Raw genomic sequence first — 15,960 nt, 5'->3', positions numbered from 1 at the left:
GCCTTTTTTCGCGGCTGCGCAGCGAGTCACCGCCGTGGAGGCAGCTTGAGCGGTAAGGCAATCCTCACGACGGCTTTTGCCCGCTATCCCCAAAATGCCGCGGGCGTAACCTGGGCCTTTCTCCAATGGGCGCTCGGCTTCCGCTCCCTCGGCTGGGACACTTGGCTCGTCGAAGAGCTCCCGGCCTCGGCTTGCGTCGACGCCGACGGGAACCCCGCCACCTCCGGCCATTCCGTCAATGCCATCCGTTGGCAAGAGGCGATCCAGGACTTCGGGTGGAGCGGGAAAGCGACACTTTTTCGAGAGGGAGAAAAAGCGGAGTGGGACGATCTGCGTGACTTTGCCCGAGAGGCCGACCTGATCTTGAACATATCGGGCGTCTGTCGCCGGCGCGATCTCTTGGAGCTACCCAGACGGCGCATCTACCTCGATCTCGATCCGGCATTCACATCGATCTGGGTGCGAGAGTATGGATGCGATCTCGGCCTCGGTGGTCACGACCTCTTTTTGACCGTCGGGCTCTGCATGAATGCGCCCGGAGTCCGTGCTCCGGACCTGGGCGTACGCTGGCTTCCCACCTTGCCACCCGTGGCTCTCGACTACTGGACGGGGATCCCGGGCGGCGGAGAGAGCTGGACTACGGTCACCCATTGGCGCGCCTACCCGGAAGTCCGCTGGGGCCGATGCACCTTTACGAACAAGGCTCCGGAATGGGAAAGGTTCATCGACCTGCCCCGGCGGGTCGGCGTTCCCTTTCGCATCGCCTCCGACCTGGAGGAGGAGGATGTCTCCGAAAGATTCCGTGCCGCAGGATGGGAGCTGGTGCCAAGTCGAGGGATTGCAAACGATTGGAAGCAGTACCGTACCTTCCTGAACGGGAGCCGCGGGGAATTTTCCGTCGTCAAAGGCGGATATCGGATCTCCGGTTGCGGTTGGTTCAGCGATCGGAGCGCCTGCTACCTTGCTCTGGGCAAACCGGTGGTGCTCCAGGAAACTGGCTGGAGCTCGCTGCTCTTGCCGGCGCGCGGGCTGCATTCCTTTTCCTCGATCGACGAGGCGGCTCATGCCATCGAAACGGCCGAAGCCCACTACTCCATGGAAGCAGACGGAGCCCGGTCTTTTGCGGTGGAGGCGCTCGATGCCAGAAAGGTCATCGGCCGCCTGCTGGAGCAGCTCTGATCCACCGTTCCTTCGAGCGCCTCCACCGGGGGAGGAGGCGACCGCAGAACCGTCTTTTCACTCCTTGCCCCAGGAGAGATCGGAGCCTCGAGCGGGGGTTGGAAGAAAGGGACGACGGCCTCCGCACGCATCCATCCCGAGTGGCTGCTCGCAAGGCGCACCTGGACCCAATGAAGGAACGGCTTTCCGATCACGACAAGCGCGGGAGAGACCACCGCCCGGATCTGCGGTTGGGCTTCCGTCGGCACAGAACGAAGAGGTGCCTCTTCGGTCACGAGGCCGGCGCAAGGATCGGCCATCGGTCCGTAGAGGGCCACGGCGATTGCCGCCATCCCGGACAGGGCCAAACCGCAGGCGAGCAAAGCCCTCTGGAGCGGAAGCGCCGGTGGGATCAAGCCGTAGCGCGCCAGGAGCAGCAAGACCCCGCCCAGGAAGAGAGCCGCAAGAGCGGCCGCAAGAAGGATCTGCCATTCCGCGGGAGATCCGATGCTGATCCAGCGAATCCAGAGAGGTCCGTTCGCCAAGGCCGAGAGCCTCTCGTCGACCCCGGGGCAGCGGGAGAGCGCCAGGGAAAAGTTCCAACGGACGGCGGAATCCCGGGGCGCTAGCAGAAAGGCGGCCGACCATTGGGCGAGGGCTTCCGCCCAGCGTCCCTCCCCGGCGAGCACGGCGCCAGCGTTGCTCCGGGCAATCCAGTCGGTCGGGCGGTTTTGTAGGCTGAGGTCCTGAAGCCCTCCAGAATGCGCCCATCGCCCGGAACCCTCAGGAGCCGCGCCGCTGGTCCCCCAAGCCGAGAAAAGAAAGAGGCCCGAGATCGTCAAGAGAGGGAACAGGTGACGTAGGGCAAAAGTCGTCTTCCAGGATGATCGAGGAATGCGGAGTTCTCGAACCCGCTCTTGGGATCGCTCGATCCAATCCGGAGGGAGACTCGCCTCTCTCGCGTAAAGATGAACCTCCGCTTCCTGCCAGAGCCTCATCCAAGCTGTGCGAATGACAGGATCGACCTGGGCCCGCTCCAGAGCCGCTTGGAGCTCTGCCAGCTCCGGGGCGGCGGGAACGACGAGCCAGGCATCCCGAATCGCCGATTGCCAGCGAAAGAGTTGTTTCTGCCGTTCCGCCGGCGCGACCGCTCGACCCATCTCCCGATGGATCCGCCGAAGGCGACGCAGCCCGGCGCGGCGGCGTTGCAGGGGATCGGCGAGGCGGGCGTGCCGCCGCGCCAGGGAGAGCCAAAGAGCAAGGATCACCGCTCCGAGTCCGCCCGCTTCGCCAAGAAGCCAGCCGTTCTCCATCGGAGCGAGGCCGCGCGCAAACCCCGAAAGGGGCGCTCTCGGCCGCCGATTTTTTCCGGGCTCTTCGGCCTTGGGGATCTCTTCTCGGCTCAGAGACGACCGGTCCGGCGGATAGCCTGCTGAGGCCGAGGAACCGGGAGTGACCGTCAGGACGGCGGATGGTGCCAGAGCGGTCCGGTAGATACCCGCGAGGGGGTCGAAGTAGGTAAACCGATAGGGAAGGATCGCATACCGGCCGGGACGATCGGCCACCAGGATCCGCTCCATGACCAGGGAGGCGCAGAAGAGGGAATCGGGATCATTTTGACGCCGTGGAGCCGGCTCGATCACGCGCAGCCCGGAGGGAACCACCGGGGGTGTGAGCTTCCAAGGGGATGTCCAGTTGCCCATGCCCTCGATGCGAAGCATCCAGGTGGCCGGCTCCCCGACCTGGACGTCAGAGGGAGAAATCTGGCTGGTTAACCGAAAGGTTCCCACAGCCTGACTAAACCCTTCGCCGGGCGGCGAGGGCAACGGCTTGACCTGGAGGGAGAAGGGAGCGGAGCGAAGAATGAGTGGCCGAATGATCGCTTGGGAAAAAAGCCCTTGGCCGAACTTTCCCGCTTCCATGGTCACAGGTTGGCTGACGGGGGGAAGGGAGATCTTCCCGGGACTAAGGGCGATTGCGAGCGCCGAATAGCGCAGGCCGCTGAAGAAAGCCCCGCGTGATTCGCCGCTCACCCTTTCGGGGCGGCTCCAGCGGTCGACGAGAAGATCGGGGGGCGTCCACTCCGGCTGCCCTGTGATCTCAAGAAAGGCACCCGCATGGGCGAGCAGGCGATACTCGACGGGAAACGGCTCTCCCTGCCAGACCTCGTTTCGAAACAGGGTGAGCGACGCCTCCGCCGACGAGGCAAAGGAAGGAGCCAGGGATGGTTCGCCAACCCAGAACGTCAGGGGCGGGACGGAAACGACGCCTCGATCGGTCACCAGGGGAAACGCAGGGACCGTATAAGGACCGGCGCGAAGCGGGTGCACGGTGTAAGCATAGGCGACGGAGGACTCTTTGCCCTGCTCCAGCCCGATGGAACGCTCTCTCTTCGGTGCGCTCACCTCCAGATAGGGGACCACCGGAAGCTCGGGATCGGTCGGAGGAACCCCGCCCTCGATGAAAAGCTCCAACCGGCAGGACGAATCGAGAGCCGCCCTGCTCTCGGGAGGACTCCAGTGAGCGCTTTGGGCATGGAGAAGAGAGCTCGAAAGAATCGCACCGAGAAGAGGAAAAGCCAGAAGTCGTTTCACCTTCACCAATCCATCGTGTCCGGCGGGGCATCGACCTGTTCCGCCTCCTTTTGCCGCATTCGCTCAAAGAGGAGCGCCGGGCGGTCGAGACGTTCCACTTGGCGCAGGCGGGCTCTGGCTCCGTTCCGGGGCTCCGAAGGCGCCGGACGGGCCTGCGGCTCCTCTCCATCCTTGGGCAGAGAGGAGGCCGCCGTCGAGGACGGCGGGGAAGTCTGCCTCTTTCCCGCGGAGCCTCCAGGCAAGGGGCGTGGGCGGCCGTTGCCCTCGGGCCGCACGGGCCGACCGGTCGGCCAGGGACGAAACCGCGATAGTTTTGGAGAAGAGTCTCCCTGGTTCTCGGACGAAGGGGAAGAGCCCTCTGGGGCTGCGTCCCGAGGATGAGCCGACTCCAGCAAGGCCCGAAGCTCTTTGCGGAGCTGCTCCCAGGGGAAAAGACGCGGATCCAGCCGTTCCCCTTGGTCGACCGCGGCCAATCCGTCCGAAATCACCCCGGTGGATAGCCCTTGCTCCCGCCGGCTCTGGCACCAAGAGATCGTTTCCCGGGCGAGAGTGCCGTAATCGGATGCGGAAAGCCGATCCTTCCTCACAAGAGCCTGGACGGATCGGACCAGGGGGTCCTCCGCTTCGCGGCCGGAAGCCGTGGCTGGACCGCAATGAGCCGGGGTGGAGCAGAGAAGGGTGAGCAGCCCCGCCAGCCCGAGAAGCAGAGCAAGGCGGAGCTTCGATCCGGAAGCCGCAGGGCGGAGCGGCGAACGCACACGAGGAGAGGAACGAAACGCGGGCAGCTCTAAAAGCAGGCTGGCCGACCAGCAGAGAACAGCGGGAAGAAGGAAATAGGCGAACCGTTCCGTCCGGCCAAACGTTCTCTCCAATCGGGACGGGTCCGCAGTCGCGTCAAATCCGAAGATGTCGGACAAGCTGACCCACCGGTCCCCGCGAAAATACTGCCCGCCGGTGGCGGAGGCCAAGGCGCGCAGCCCCTCCGGTTGCAGGTGCGAGAGCACCGGATGCCCCGCCTCGTCCTTGAGGAAGCCCCCTTTGGGATCGGGAATCAACCCCCCCCGGTCTGTGCCCAAACCGATGGCATAAACCCGTACGCCTTCACGGATCAGCCGGGGAAGCCGTTCCTTCCAACCGTTTCCGTGGTCTTCCCCATCGCTGAGGACCAGAAGAATCCGGCGAGCCGCATCGCTCTGGGAAAACGCATCGCAAGCCTCCTCCAGGAAGGCCGAGAAATCGGTCCCCGCTTCCGGAAGACTGGCGGAACCGAGCTCGCCCAGTAGCTCCTCGAGGGCCCTGTAGTCCGTAGTCAGAGGCACGGCGAGTTGCGCCGAGTTGGAAAAGACCAAGAGGCCGATCCGCTGGCCGGCAGCTTCCTGGAGAAAGGTTCGAATCAAGAGCTTGGCGCGATCGAGGCGAGAGGGAGTCAGATCGGGGGTGGTCATGCTCCGGGAGAGGTCCAAGGCAAGGATCACGTCGCTCGACGGGCGAAGGAGTTGCCGAGGGCTCTGGCCCCACTGCGGTCCAGCGAGCGCCAGGATCGACAGGAGGCCGGAGAGGATCAGGAGCCAAGGCCGCCGGCGGAAAACGCGCGGGCCGCTCCGGATGGCCCAGCGCCCCTCCTCGGGAACCAGACGGAGAAAGGATTTCCCCTTCGGGGCGGGCGCCTTCGACCGCCAGAGCAGAAATGCGGCCGTGGCCAAGAGCGGAACTCCCAGAATGAGCCAGGAAGGAGAACGCCAGGTCATAGCCGGTAAAAAGGCCCTACTGCTTTTCGGAAGACGCGGCGTCTTCCACGGACGGCCGGCTCGCCTGCGAGCGCAGGAGCTGCCATCGCTTCAGACGGTCGGCGATCTCCCTTTCCGCCCCCCGATCCGTGGGTTGGTAGAAGCTGCCGGGAGCAACGCCATAGCCTTGCGGAGAGATCGCCTCGGGATAGTCGTGGCTGTACTGATAACCGATCCCGCGTCCCATTCGGGCCGCGCCCGCGTAGTGGGCATCGCGGAGGGCGACCGGAACAGGAACGGTCTCTCCGCGTTCCACCGTCTCGATCGCCCGATTGATGGCCGCGTAGGCAGCGTTGCTCTTCGGGGAGGTGGCCAAGTAGACGGTCGCCTCGGCCAACGGGATCCGGCCTTCGGGCATCCCGATCTGCTCGACTGCCTGAGAGGCGGCAACGGCGAGCGAGAGGGCCGAGGGATCGGCGAGTCCGATGTCTTCCGATGCCAAGATGACGAGCCGCCGGGCAAGGAATCGCGGATCCTCGCCGGCAACCAGCATCTTCGCCAGCCAGTACAGGCTCGAGTCCGGATCTCCCCCGCGAACCGCTTTGATGAACGCCGAAATCGTATCGTAGTGCTCGTCCTCGTCCCGATCGTAGCGAGGCATCTTCCGCCGGCACGAAGCTTCGGCGGTCGCCAAGTCGATTTCGATGATCCCATCCGGGGAAGGCGGGGTCGTGAGAACGGCCACCTCCACGGTATTGAGGAGACGCCGCGCATCCCCTTCGGCGGTCGCAACAAAGTGTTTGCGGGCCATGGGATCCAAACGGCAGCGAAACCGGCCCAGGCCGCGCTCGGGATCTTCCAGGGCTCGGGAGAGGAGGCGGTCCAAATGGGCTGGCGCAAGGGGAGCAAACTCGAAGACCTGGGACCGCGAAAGAAGGGGTGCCGTCAGCGCAAAGCACGGGTTGTGCGTCGTCGCACCGATCAGCCGGATCACCCCCTCTTCTACTCCGGAAAGCAGCGCGTCCTGCTGCGCCCGATTGAACCGATGGATCTCGTCGAGAAATACCACGGTCGGCTCGCCCCGCCGGGAAGAATGGAGGGAGGCGCGTTCCAGGATCTTGCGAAGCTCCGGAACGCCGGAATCCGCGGCGTTGAGTCGCGCAAATGGCCGCTTGGTTGCGGACGCGACAGCCTCGGCAAAGGAGGTCTTGCCGCTACCCGGCGGTCCAAAGAGGATTACGGAACCGAGCCGGTCGGCATCGACGAGCCTACGCAGCGGCTTCCCGGGAGCGAGCAGGGCCTCTTGCCCCACGATCTCTTCCAAGGCGCGCGGACGAAGCCGGGTCGCCAACGGGATGGTTTTCGAATCACGCGGAAAGGAATCGCTCGCGGTTGGGAAGAGTTCGTCCACTCCTCGATGATACCCCAAGTCGGCGCGTGCCACAAAGGCCGCGCCTTCCTGCCGTCTGCGTGGGAGCGACTCCAGGGAGCGGCTATCGTCCGATGACTCCCAGCTCGACCCGGCGATTCCGGACATAGGCCGCCTCGCTGTGCCCGGAGGAGACCGGTCGATCCTTTCCGTAACTGATTGTATGAAGCCGCTGGGGCGAGATGCCAAGGCCGATGAGATATTCGCGGACCGCGAGCGCCCTGCGCTCTCCGAGTCCGCGATTGTATTCCTCCGTGCCCCGCTCGTCGCAATGGCCCGCCAAAAGAAGGGAGCTCTCGGGGTTGTCGGTCATCCACTGCGCCACCTTCTCCAGCTTGCCTCTTTCTCCGTTCGGGATCGCCGAGCTGTCGAACGCAAAATAGACGGTCTCGGCGTGAAGTGGGGCATAGTTAACATCGGTCTCGGGATTGAAGTCTCCACGGCTTGGCAGGGGGGAAGTGGTGAGAGATTCCTCTTCCGGAGCCGAGACGCCCCCACTTTTCTTTGGGCCAGCGCAACCAGAGGCACCCACGAGAAGAGTCAGGAGGAGAAAAAGCTCGGGAGAGTCGATCGTGGGGAGAAAACGGCGAAGAAGGGGGGATGACTTCATCTTGGTTCAGGGTGAGGCAGAGGGTTCGGAGCAACGAGAAAGACCGTTCGGAAGAGCCACGATCTGCTTGGTGACCGAATCCATGAGGTAGAGGGAGCCGCTATGCGCAAACACCAGGTGGCGGGAGTTTCTCGTCCAGGACGGGTCTTCGCCCCCCCCGCTGCTCAGCAGCGTCGCCGTCGCGGAAGAGAGCTCATAGACGCCGACTTGAAATTCCCCGGCAATCCGGGCGACATAGGCGATTCTCTTTCCGTCCGGAGACCAATCGGGCTCCGAGCTGTAGGCATTCCCAGTCAGCAGGCGGCGAGCCGTTCCCCCCTGGGCCGAAATCACGAATAGCTGGACGCTCCCTCGTTCGTCCGAGGTGTAGACGATCTCCTTTCCGTCGGGAGACCAGCTCGGCGAGGTATTGGTCGCCCGGTTATGCGTCAGTCGGCGGGGAATTCCCCCTTCGACGGGCATAAGATAGATTTCCGGGTTTCCGTCCTTGCTGAGCGTGAGCGCCAGGGTCAGATCGTCGGGCGAAAAAGCCGCACCCGAATTGATGCCGGGGAAAAAGGCCACTCGGCTGCGCGTCCGTTTGCCGAGCTTCACGATAAATACATCCGGGTAGCCGCTTCGGTAGGAGGTGTAGGCCAAAAGGGCGCCGTCGCGGCTCCAACGAGGATGGGCGCTGATGGACCGATCCGCGGTAAGGCGCTGAACATTCGCTCCATCGATGTCCATGATATAAAGCTCCTTGAAACCCGTGTCCTGCGAAATGAACGCGATGCGGCTGGTTGCAAAGCCGGAGACGCCCGTCGCCTGCTGGGTGATCATGTCGGCAAACTGATGCGCAATCGTGCGCAGATCGCCGGCGAAGGTCCGTTCCATCGGTGCCCCTTTCTGGAGTCGATCGACAAGACGGCCGGTCAGCGACCCGCTGCCCACCGTGGCGGTGGCTTCGAAGCGCTCCGGCCCGCCAGAAGCCACCTGAATGAGAAGGGTCCGGGCTAGATCGGCGCTCACGATGGCATGAGCCTTGGCCGATTCGGGTCCGGTGAAGGGCAGGAGTGCCACCCCCACCTTGCCACCGGTCACCTCCACTTGACTCCAGCATGGAGGTAGAGGCAACGCCAGGAGCACCAACAAAACCCCAAGCACCGCTCTCGATCTCCCGGAACCAATCCAATCAATGCACCATGCGGAAGGTGACCGTGACGATTTCGGGCACATCGGAAGGACGAGGCTCCCCCACCGTGTCGACCTGATGGGCCGCTGCCAGGACGGTGCGGTCAAACTCCTCATTGGCGGATGGGCTGAGGAGCACAGGTTTAGAGATGCGGCCATCCTTGGCAACGAAAATCTGGACCCTTGCGACAAGGTTTTGATTCGAGAGGCCCAAAGGTTGATCCCAGGCCGCGTAAAGACGATCGCGAATGAGGGAGTAGTACCAGCCAGGCCCGAGCGAGGAAGAATTCGAGGCTGATTCCCCGGCTGCCTCTCCGTTGCCGGGTGGGCTCGTCTGCGAAGAGACGGTTTGGGGCGAAGGTCGGGCGCGGCGGGGGGCAGCCGCAGGGAGAGCGCGCGTGACTTCCTGCAGGTTGGGCCGAATAAGAGGTTTCCTGGGCGGCTCGCCATGCTTTTTTGCCGCCGGAGCGGGCGGAGGCTTCATCGCCGCACCAGGAAGCTTCCCCACCGGGGAAGCCTCTTTCGGGGTCGGCGCCGCTCCAGATGTCGAATAGGGCGGAGGCTTTCCCGGAACCGCATGACTCCGCAGGGGCGGACCCGCGCCCACCCCCGTTCTTCCCACGGAGACGGGGGAAAAAAAGGAGAGTGCGGACGAGCGGTTCGACATGAATTTGGCGAGCAGAACGCAAAGCAGCAGCGCCAGGAGGTGGCCGGCGGCCACCAGAGGGTAGGTTCGCCGGAAGGAACGGATCGGAAATGATTCTCCCTGCGGCAGGGATGGCTCACGAGAGATCGAGTCGCGCGGCACGGCTCCCTATTCTGAGCGGGGAAGGAGCGCCGCGTCAAGGAGCAGGAGGAGAGCGTTCCGGCTGCCCATCCGAATGCACGAGAGCCACTTGAGGAACTCCACCGGTTTGCAGCGCATCGAAGACAGCCACCAGCTCCTGGTAGCGAAGATCGCGGTCGGCGTAGACCGCGACCGCCAGATCCGGATGAGCGTGAAGAGCTTCTGCGATCTTGACAGGGAGCTGCGCGCTCGTGATCCGCTGCTGATTCCAATAGAGCGCTCCGGATCGGGCGACCGTAAGGGTCTGCACAAAGCGGGGATCGGGAGGATGGCGATTGGCGGCCGCTTGCGGCAGCGCGACGTCGATGCCGCTTTCCAGGAGTGGTGTCGTGATCAAAAAAATCACCAAAAGCGTAAAGGCAAAATCGAGCATCGGAGTCACGTTCAGCTCCGCAAACCCGCGCGTCGAAGATCGCTCGGAAAAGCGTTTCATCATTCCGGTTCCAGGAATCTGCTCTCGATTTCGCTCTGCAGTTCGGCAGCAAAATTTTCCATGCGAATGACCTGCGAACGAATGGTCGCAATCAGGAAATTGTAGGCGAAAAGCGCGGGAATCGCCACCAGAAGCCCGGTAACCGTACAGATCAGAGAGCCAGAGACTCCCGGTGCCATCGCGGCAAGGGACGCCTTGCCGACAACGGCAATGTCGCTGAATGCATCCATGACCCCCCAAACCGTTCCCAAAAGGCCGAGAAAAGGGGCTCCAGAGGCGGCGGTCGCCAAAAGCACCATCTGCTCCTCCAAGTAGAGGCCCTGCGTGCCCAGCTCGCGCTCGATCGCTCCCTCGACCGCCTTCATTGCCGGCGGTTTCACCAGGATCTCGGGAAGCAGAGTTTCCAAGGAGGATTCCCCCGTAACGGAGAGAGCATGCGCCTGGTGCAGCAGCTCGCGAAAGGCCGCCGAGTAGACGGCGTGCTCAGGAGAACCAGGAAACCGCTCCCGGTTGACATACGGAAGATACCACGCATCGGTACGCAGCCTCTGGAGGAAGCGCCGGGTCTGGCGGCGTGCGTAACGGAGTTGGCCCAGCTTGACAAAGATCACCGTCCAGCTCAGCGAAGATGCCAGGAGCAGCAGGAAGAGGATCAACTTGCTCGCCAGCGTCGCCTTCTCAAAGGCGTAAACCAGACCCGCGGCGGCAAAATAGTTGACCAAGGCAAGGCTTTCCATAATCTGGAAGGAGCATGCGCGTTTGGGGCTACGCCGTCAAACGGACCGAGCATGCGGACCGCGTCACTCATGGCAGGACGGCAATTTCCGCAACAACGCCTCATCTACGCTCGCGCGTCGGCCTCGCGCGAGGACGGATCTCATTCGGGCGCCGACCGCTCGACCGAGCCTATCCTCCACGATGCGGAGGGCAGGCCAATGCCTTAGGTCGCTAACGGGAAGGATCCAGTTCACTTGCAAAGCGGCGACTCCTGTTTGCGGCGGTCTCGTTTCCGGATTTGCTCTGCACCGTCGCTCTCCGCGCCCTGCCGTTGGCTTCTCCTCGTGGAAGAGGGAACGATCCGCAGAAGTTGGGAGGAACGCTACCGGGTTCTCCTACAGCGTCTTGTGCGGGTGCGCGAGCGCATCCGCACGTTTCTTTCTGATGAGCGCCGCCAGTTCCGTTCCTGGATCGAAAAGCACTTTCCCGCATTGGCGCGCGAAATCGAGCAGGCGGAAGGGTCTCTGCACGAGCTCAGGCAGCTCGTCTTCGAAGTCGAGTCGATGAGCTGGCTTAAAGGGCAAGGACTCGCCCTGTCCTATCGCAAGGTGTCGGCGAAGCGCTCCTCTCGCCCAGCGGCAGAGAAGCCCGATCGCAAGAGAGGCCCGGGAGAGGAGCCTCTCGATTCGGGGCTCCGGGAGAGCGTGGAGATCGGAGAAACGAGGAGGCGGCTGAAAAAGGCTTACCGAATCCTGGCCAGAAGGCTCCACCCCGACGTGAACGGGGGCGGAGACGGGAAGCGCATGGAGCGGTGGAGGGCCGTCCAACTCGCCTATCAAGCGGGAGATTTGGATCTCTTGGAATCCTTTTGCCTGCAGGACGACGGCACCCTCGGCCAGGGGGAGTCGCTTTCCTGGCTGACCGGGAGAGTATCCCGGACGGAGAAGACATTGGCGCGCGCCCTTCGCGAGCTCCAGAGCTACCGCAGGGATCCGGCGTGGGGCTGTGGACGGGGCGGCTGGGAATCGACGGTGGGACCCAAGGTCGAGGCTTGGCTTCGAGCGAGGCTCGCCGAGATACGGAAGGAGACGCGCGAGCTCAAGAGTCGAACCCGGCAATGGCAGCGGGAGTCGGAGCGGATGCTCCGCGCGGAGCAAGATCGTGAACGACCAAGGGTTTCGGACGTCCGCTGACGAGGGAGCTCCCTCGCCTGCCGCGGCCCAGTCGCGACAGAACGAGAAAAAGCGGCTTCGGATCGCCGTGCTGCTGGCTTCGCTCTGGTCGATTCTTCTGGCGATCTTTGCCTATGAAGGATTCTTGTCAGACTGGGAGGAAAGAATTGCCCGCTGGGAAGATCTCATTCCTTCCGAGTCCAAGAGCGTCCATTTCGCTCTCATTGCCATCGACCACATTCCGGCGGACCGGCCCTGGCCCTGGCCCCGGCTCGAATACGCCCTCTGCCTTCGCGGGCTGCTTGCGCAGCTGCCCCAGAGCGTCGTCTTCGAGGTCCTCCTCAGCGAGAACGGGCCGAAGATGAGTTCCTTCGACCAGACGTTCGCCTCTCTGGTCCGACGCATGGATCGCGTCTGTTTCGCGGCAGATGCCCTGCTGGGCGACCGCCAGGGGGACCCACTCCCACCCGACGCGGCCCGACTGCCCGGCTCGCCGGGGCTCGAGCGGCTGACGGAGTATCGATCCGTCATCTGGCCAGGAGCGACATTCGCCAGAGACTGCCCGGTTGGATTGGCTAACCTCGAGATCGGTTCGGGGGAAGTCCGCTCGCTACCCCTGGTATTCCGAGTCAGGGATGCCCTCGTCCCCTCCCTCCCCCTGCAGGCGTCCGCCGTCTTCCTCGGAGCGGATTTGCGGCAGGCGACCGTCCGTCTGGGCCACGCCATCATTCTTCGCGACCGACGGGGGAAGCGAATCCGCACGATCCCGATCGATGCCGACGGGCGGATCGCCCTACGCTATCGCCTGTCTCCCAAAACCATCCCCCGCGTCGACTACGACAGCTACTTGGTCTACGCCAATCAGGCGATCCATGGTCAGTTGAGCGGCGATGAGCTTCCCCCGCTTCGCGGCCGACAGGTCTGGATCGGAGTAACGGATGGGGAGATCGTCCCGAAGCTCTCTACTCCGGTTGGCAAGATGACACCGGTGGAGCTCCAGATGCAAATCACCCGGCAGATCGTCGACGGAGAGTTCATCCGTCCTCTGCCCTGGCTTCTCACGGCGGCGGCGACCTTTGTCCTCTGTCTTTGGGGTGCGCGGCTTTTCGTCCGGCTGCCTGCGTTTGGCGCGGTGCCGATCATTGGAGTCCTCTTCGCCGGTACGGTCGTCGTTTCCATCGTCACCTTTTTCTTCGTCGGCTTAGCACTTCCCCTCGTCACTCTTTTCCTCTCCGCCTTCGGCGCCGTAATCTGCGGTACGGCCGCGCGTCTCTGGAATTTTACTCCGTTGCGACAGAAAGAGGCGTTCGAGCCCCCGGCAATCGTGGTGGAAGTCGCTTCTGCTACGGAGCCTCCCGTCCATGCATCCGACCCGATCGAGGTCAAGCCGGTCTGGTCCCCCTCTGAGCCTCCCGAAAAACCCACTCCTCCTCCCTCTTCCTCCTTGACGCGCCTGCAAGGCGCCTTGCGGCGCCTCGAAGAGCGGAGGCGGCGGGGAGGTCCGACCGAAAGAAATGGCCTCCCTGGGGAGAGATGAGCGAGCGACTCCTCCCATCTTCTGGCAAGCGGAGGTAACCAACCAAAATGGCTCCATGAGATGACCCGGCGCGGCTCTTGCCTTGCGGCGGGAGGGAGAGCATGGCAGGGAAGCGACAGGAGAAATGGAATCGCATGAATGATCTTCCCGAGATCTTCGACGTCGTGGATCTCAACGATCGCGTCGTGGATCAGCAGCCGCGCTCCTTGGTGCACCGTCTCGGCCTACGCCACCGCGCCGTTCACACCCTCCTGTTCAACACGCATGGAGAGCTTTTTTTGCAAAAGCGTTCTCATTCGAAGGATCTCAACCCCGGGCTTTGGGATTCCTCCTGCAGCGGGCACCTCCACGCGGGAGAAGCGTACGAAAAGGCCGCCTGGAGAGAGCTGACCGAGGAGCTCGGCCTTGCCGAGCCGATTCCCCTTCGGCCGGTCGGCAAGCTCGCCGCCGGGCAGGAGACCGGAAACGAGTTCATCTGGGTCTACCAGGGACAATGCGATGGGCCCTTCGTCCTGGATCCGGAAGAGATCTCCGAGGGCCGCTTCCTCGCGATCACGGCGCTCGAAGAGGAGCTGCAGGCGGCTCCGGGACGTTTCTCTCCGGCATTCGTCCACCTGTGGAGCCGACTACGACATCGATTTCTCCTTCGCGAAGCAAGGTAGGACCTGTTCGGCCGCGTCGCACGCAGACCCGCCCGGCGCGGCTTTGCCACCTGCTCTCCGCACTTTCCCTTTTTTCCGGATTGGGAGCCTGCGCCCCGCTCCGTCTTCAATCCCCCGAGCCCCTCCTCTTCGATGTCGACCTCGATACGGAGATCCGGAGCCCGCCGCTGCAATCCGGAACGGCGACGTCCGTCGGTGACCTGCAGCAGCGAAGGCGGATGCGCATGGGCGAGGTGCAAGCGTTAAAGAATGCCCGCGTCATCGGAGAGACGAGAAACGGCTACCTCCAAATCGTCACCGAACCGAAGGATGCGGGCTATCGTTCCTATGTCCATCGGATCGTCGAGGCGGAGAATCGATCTCGCTATCTCCTCTACGCACACGAGGCGAAAAAGATTGGAGAAAGCCTTTCTGGGGTGGAGATACTCTACGGGAAGCGGTGGAGAGACGATGCTTTCCCCGGAGAACTCGTCCAGAAGCCGGATGGAAGCTGGAGCCAGAAAGAGGAGCCGGGAGAGGGGAGGAGCCGGTGAGCCGGCCGGGGGATCACCGCAAGGCCGGGGGAGCCTGAATGTTCGGATCCTCCACGTTTACCGGGGAGGTAGAGTCCGGGACCCGCACTCGATGGGAGGGAGCGCCAGGGTGCTCCGGAGGTGCTGCGGCTGGACCGATCGGTTCTACCCGTTCGGGAACGAAGACCGCGAGAAACTCGTCGGTATGAGGATCATAGGCGGTAAAGGGAGCAAGATAGCCACGGAGACGATACTCGACATCGTTGTCGGCCGTCCGCTTTTTATTGAGTAGCCGCCAGGGAGCCACTACGCCTCCAGGAGTCTCCTCCAACACGACCCACTTGGCCGCAGACCAGGGCTCATTGGCCCGCCTCACCCAACCCCACCCGCTCCCATCCTTGTCGAATGACCGGTGTCCGATAAACTCCTCGACCTGGATGCCTGGCGGGGGAATGAATGGCTCCGGGGCTTGCTGCGGGGGCGCCAAAGCAGGCTGAGCGGGGGCAACAGGCGGCTCCGCAGCCGCCACAGACGGAGCCCCGTTGGGACTCGCTGCGGGAAGCGACGAGCCCTCTGGCGAGGCCAGCTCCTCGCCATGGACGGAGACAAGGACACAGAGGCAGCAGGCCAAGCTCGCCGCCGCGGAAAGCTTGCAAGACCTGCCGGCTATTGCGTCCACTTCGCCCCCTTGGAGAGATAGGGGAGGCTGGCGGTGGCATAGTCCGTTCGTCCGACAGCGCCGACCATGGGAACCCCGAGCCGGCGCTTCCACCATTGCGCGAAATCCTCCCCGGAATGGCAGCCCCAGCTCTTGACTACGGCCCGCCGGAGAAACGCCTTCCGTTCGATCTGACGCAAATCCTTTTCATGGAGGCACTCCTTCGACATGTTGTCAAAGTAGGTGCTATAGTCGAACATCAGGCAGGCTCGATTCGAATGCCCGAAGTAATCGAAGCCGCCGATGGGCATGACCTTCCGATCATGTCCCGCGTTGAGATAGTTGATCAGCTGTTCGGTGGTATCGAACCAGAGCAGAGGGATCTTCAGCGCATTTGCCTGGCTAACGATATCAGAAAGGATGTCGAGCTTCTCCTCCCGACCGCGAGAGGCATAGGCGGGTCGATAGACGAGCCACGTAAGCGTGATGCCAGGCTTCCCGTCCGCTTGTAGCTCCAGTTGCTCGAGTCGGGCGACAGCGGCGCGGATGAAGTTGCCCCAGTACTTGTCATGAGAATCGGCTTTGCCGTGCTCGAAAAATCGAAGTGCGGGACCGCCGCTGATCACGATCCACTCCTGCTGTGCGCAATCGCGCGCCGATAGCCGCAGAGGCCCGCCCATCCATAATAGGAGCGCCGGCAGAAGTGCCAAGCTCAGCCGGCGGCCTCCACGGCT

The 15,960-nt window shown here is 63.4% G+C and carries 15 protein-coding genes; 5 read left to right on the top strand and 10 right to left on the bottom strand.

Annotated features, from left to right (window positions below; genetic code table 11):
* Nucleotides 1-45: 45 nt before the first annotated feature.
* Nucleotides 46-1,179, top strand: coding sequence for a hypothetical protein (locus MacB4_RS07310; RefSeq protein WP_206863229.1), 1,134 nt, complete (start codon nucleotides 46-48; stop codon nucleotides 1,177-1,179).
* Here the strand turns inward: MacB4_RS07310 and MacB4_RS07305 are convergent.
* The 8 genes from MacB4_RS07305 to MacB4_RS07270 all read right to left on the bottom strand — a co-directional run bounded on the left by MacB4_RS07305 (nucleotide 1,089) and on the right by MacB4_RS07270 (nucleotide 10,705).
* On the bottom strand, nucleotides 1,089-3,752 hold the full coding sequence (locus tag MacB4_RS07305; protein ID WP_206863228.1) for a BatD family protein: 2,664 nt from the start codon (nucleotides 3,750-3,752) through the stop codon (nucleotides 1,089-1,091). The two genes, MacB4_RS07310 and MacB4_RS07305, sit on opposite strands and share 91 nt — an antisense overlap.
* 2 nt (nucleotides 3,753-3,754) lie before the next feature.
* Nucleotides 3,755-5,500 (bottom strand): VWA domain-containing protein, encoded by a 1,746-nt coding sequence (locus tag MacB4_RS07300; RefSeq protein WP_206863227.1) that lies wholly within the window; start codon nucleotides 5,498-5,500, stop codon nucleotides 3,755-3,757.
* Nucleotides 5,501-5,516: 16 nt separating this feature from the next.
* Nucleotides 5,517-7,016: a replication-associated recombination protein A gene (locus tag MacB4_RS07295; RefSeq protein ID WP_206863226.1), complete on the bottom strand. Its 1,500-nt coding sequence runs from the start codon at nucleotides 7,014-7,016 to the stop codon at nucleotides 5,517-5,519.
* Entirely contained in the window at nucleotides 6,973-7,518 is a 546-nt protein-coding gene (locus MacB4_RS07290; protein ID WP_206863225.1) for an OmpA family protein, read from the bottom strand. The genes MacB4_RS07295 and MacB4_RS07290 overlap by 44 nt, the downstream gene beginning before the upstream one ends.
* A gap of 6 nt (nucleotides 7,519-7,524) precedes the next feature.
* Nucleotides 7,525-8,604: a biopolymer transporter Tol gene (locus MacB4_RS07285; RefSeq protein ID WP_242529167.1), complete on the bottom strand. Its 1,080-nt coding sequence runs from the start codon at nucleotides 8,602-8,604 to the stop codon at nucleotides 7,525-7,527.
* 85 nt (nucleotides 8,605-8,689) lie between these two features.
* On the bottom strand, nucleotides 8,690-9,496 hold the full coding sequence (locus MacB4_RS07280) for a TonB C-terminal domain-containing protein (protein ID WP_206863223.1): 807 nt from the start codon (nucleotides 9,494-9,496) through the stop codon (nucleotides 8,690-8,692).
* A gap of 34 nt (nucleotides 9,497-9,530) precedes the next feature.
* On the bottom strand, nucleotides 9,531-9,971 hold the full coding sequence (locus MacB4_RS07275) for a biopolymer transporter ExbD (RefSeq protein WP_206863222.1): 441 nt from the start codon (nucleotides 9,969-9,971) through the stop codon (nucleotides 9,531-9,533).
* The gene (locus MacB4_RS07270) at nucleotides 9,968-10,705 is read right to left on the bottom strand and encodes a MotA/TolQ/ExbB proton channel family protein (RefSeq protein ID WP_206863221.1); all 738 of its coding nucleotides are present in this window, start codon (nucleotides 10,703-10,705) and stop codon (nucleotides 9,968-9,970) included. The genes MacB4_RS07275 and MacB4_RS07270 overlap by 4 nt, the downstream gene beginning before the upstream one ends.
* A gap of 393 nt (nucleotides 10,706-11,098) precedes the next feature.
* Between MacB4_RS07270 and MacB4_RS07265 the strand changes: the two genes are divergently transcribed.
* From MacB4_RS07265 to MacB4_RS07250, 4 genes are all read left to right on the top strand, one after another.
* The gene (locus tag MacB4_RS07265; protein ID WP_206863220.1) at nucleotides 11,099-11,878 is read left to right on the top strand and encodes a J domain-containing protein; all 780 of its coding nucleotides are present in this window, start codon (nucleotides 11,099-11,101) and stop codon (nucleotides 11,876-11,878) included.
* Entirely contained in the window at nucleotides 11,847-13,394 is a 1,548-nt protein-coding gene (locus tag MacB4_RS07260; RefSeq protein WP_206863219.1) for a CHASE2 domain-containing protein, read from the top strand. Before MacB4_RS07265 ends, MacB4_RS07260 begins: the two co-directional genes overlap by 32 nt.
* 134 nt (nucleotides 13,395-13,528) lie before the next feature.
* Nucleotides 13,529-14,056, top strand: a complete 528-nt coding sequence (locus MacB4_RS07255; RefSeq protein WP_206863218.1) for an NUDIX domain-containing protein — start codon at nucleotides 13,529-13,531, stop codon at nucleotides 14,054-14,056.
* A 224-nt stretch (nucleotides 14,057-14,280) separates the two neighbouring features.
* A complete protein-coding gene (locus MacB4_RS07250; RefSeq protein WP_206863217.1) occupies nucleotides 14,281-14,589 on the top strand; it encodes a DUF1318 domain-containing protein in 309 nt (102 codons plus the stop codon).
* Between the two features lie 13 nt (nucleotides 14,590-14,602).
* Here the strand turns inward: MacB4_RS07250 and MacB4_RS07245 are convergent, their stop codons facing one another.
* Nucleotides 14,603-15,247, bottom strand: a complete 645-nt coding sequence (locus MacB4_RS07245) for a hypothetical protein (protein WP_206863216.1) — start codon at nucleotides 15,245-15,247, stop codon at nucleotides 14,603-14,605.
* Entirely contained in the window at nucleotides 15,235-15,906 is a 672-nt protein-coding gene (locus MacB4_RS07240) for a hypothetical protein (RefSeq protein WP_242529166.1), read from the bottom strand. Before MacB4_RS07240 ends, MacB4_RS07245 begins: the two co-directional genes overlap by 13 nt.
* Nucleotides 15,907-15,960 lie beyond the last annotated feature (54 nt).

This window comes from Methylacidimicrobium sp. B4 (assembly GCF_017310545.1).
GTDB lineage: Bacteria > Verrucomicrobiota > Verrucomicrobiia > Methylacidiphilales > Methylacidiphilaceae > Methylacidimicrobium.
Note: the sequence above shows the minus strand (reverse complement) of the source record. Positions and strands in the feature narration are given on the sequence as shown.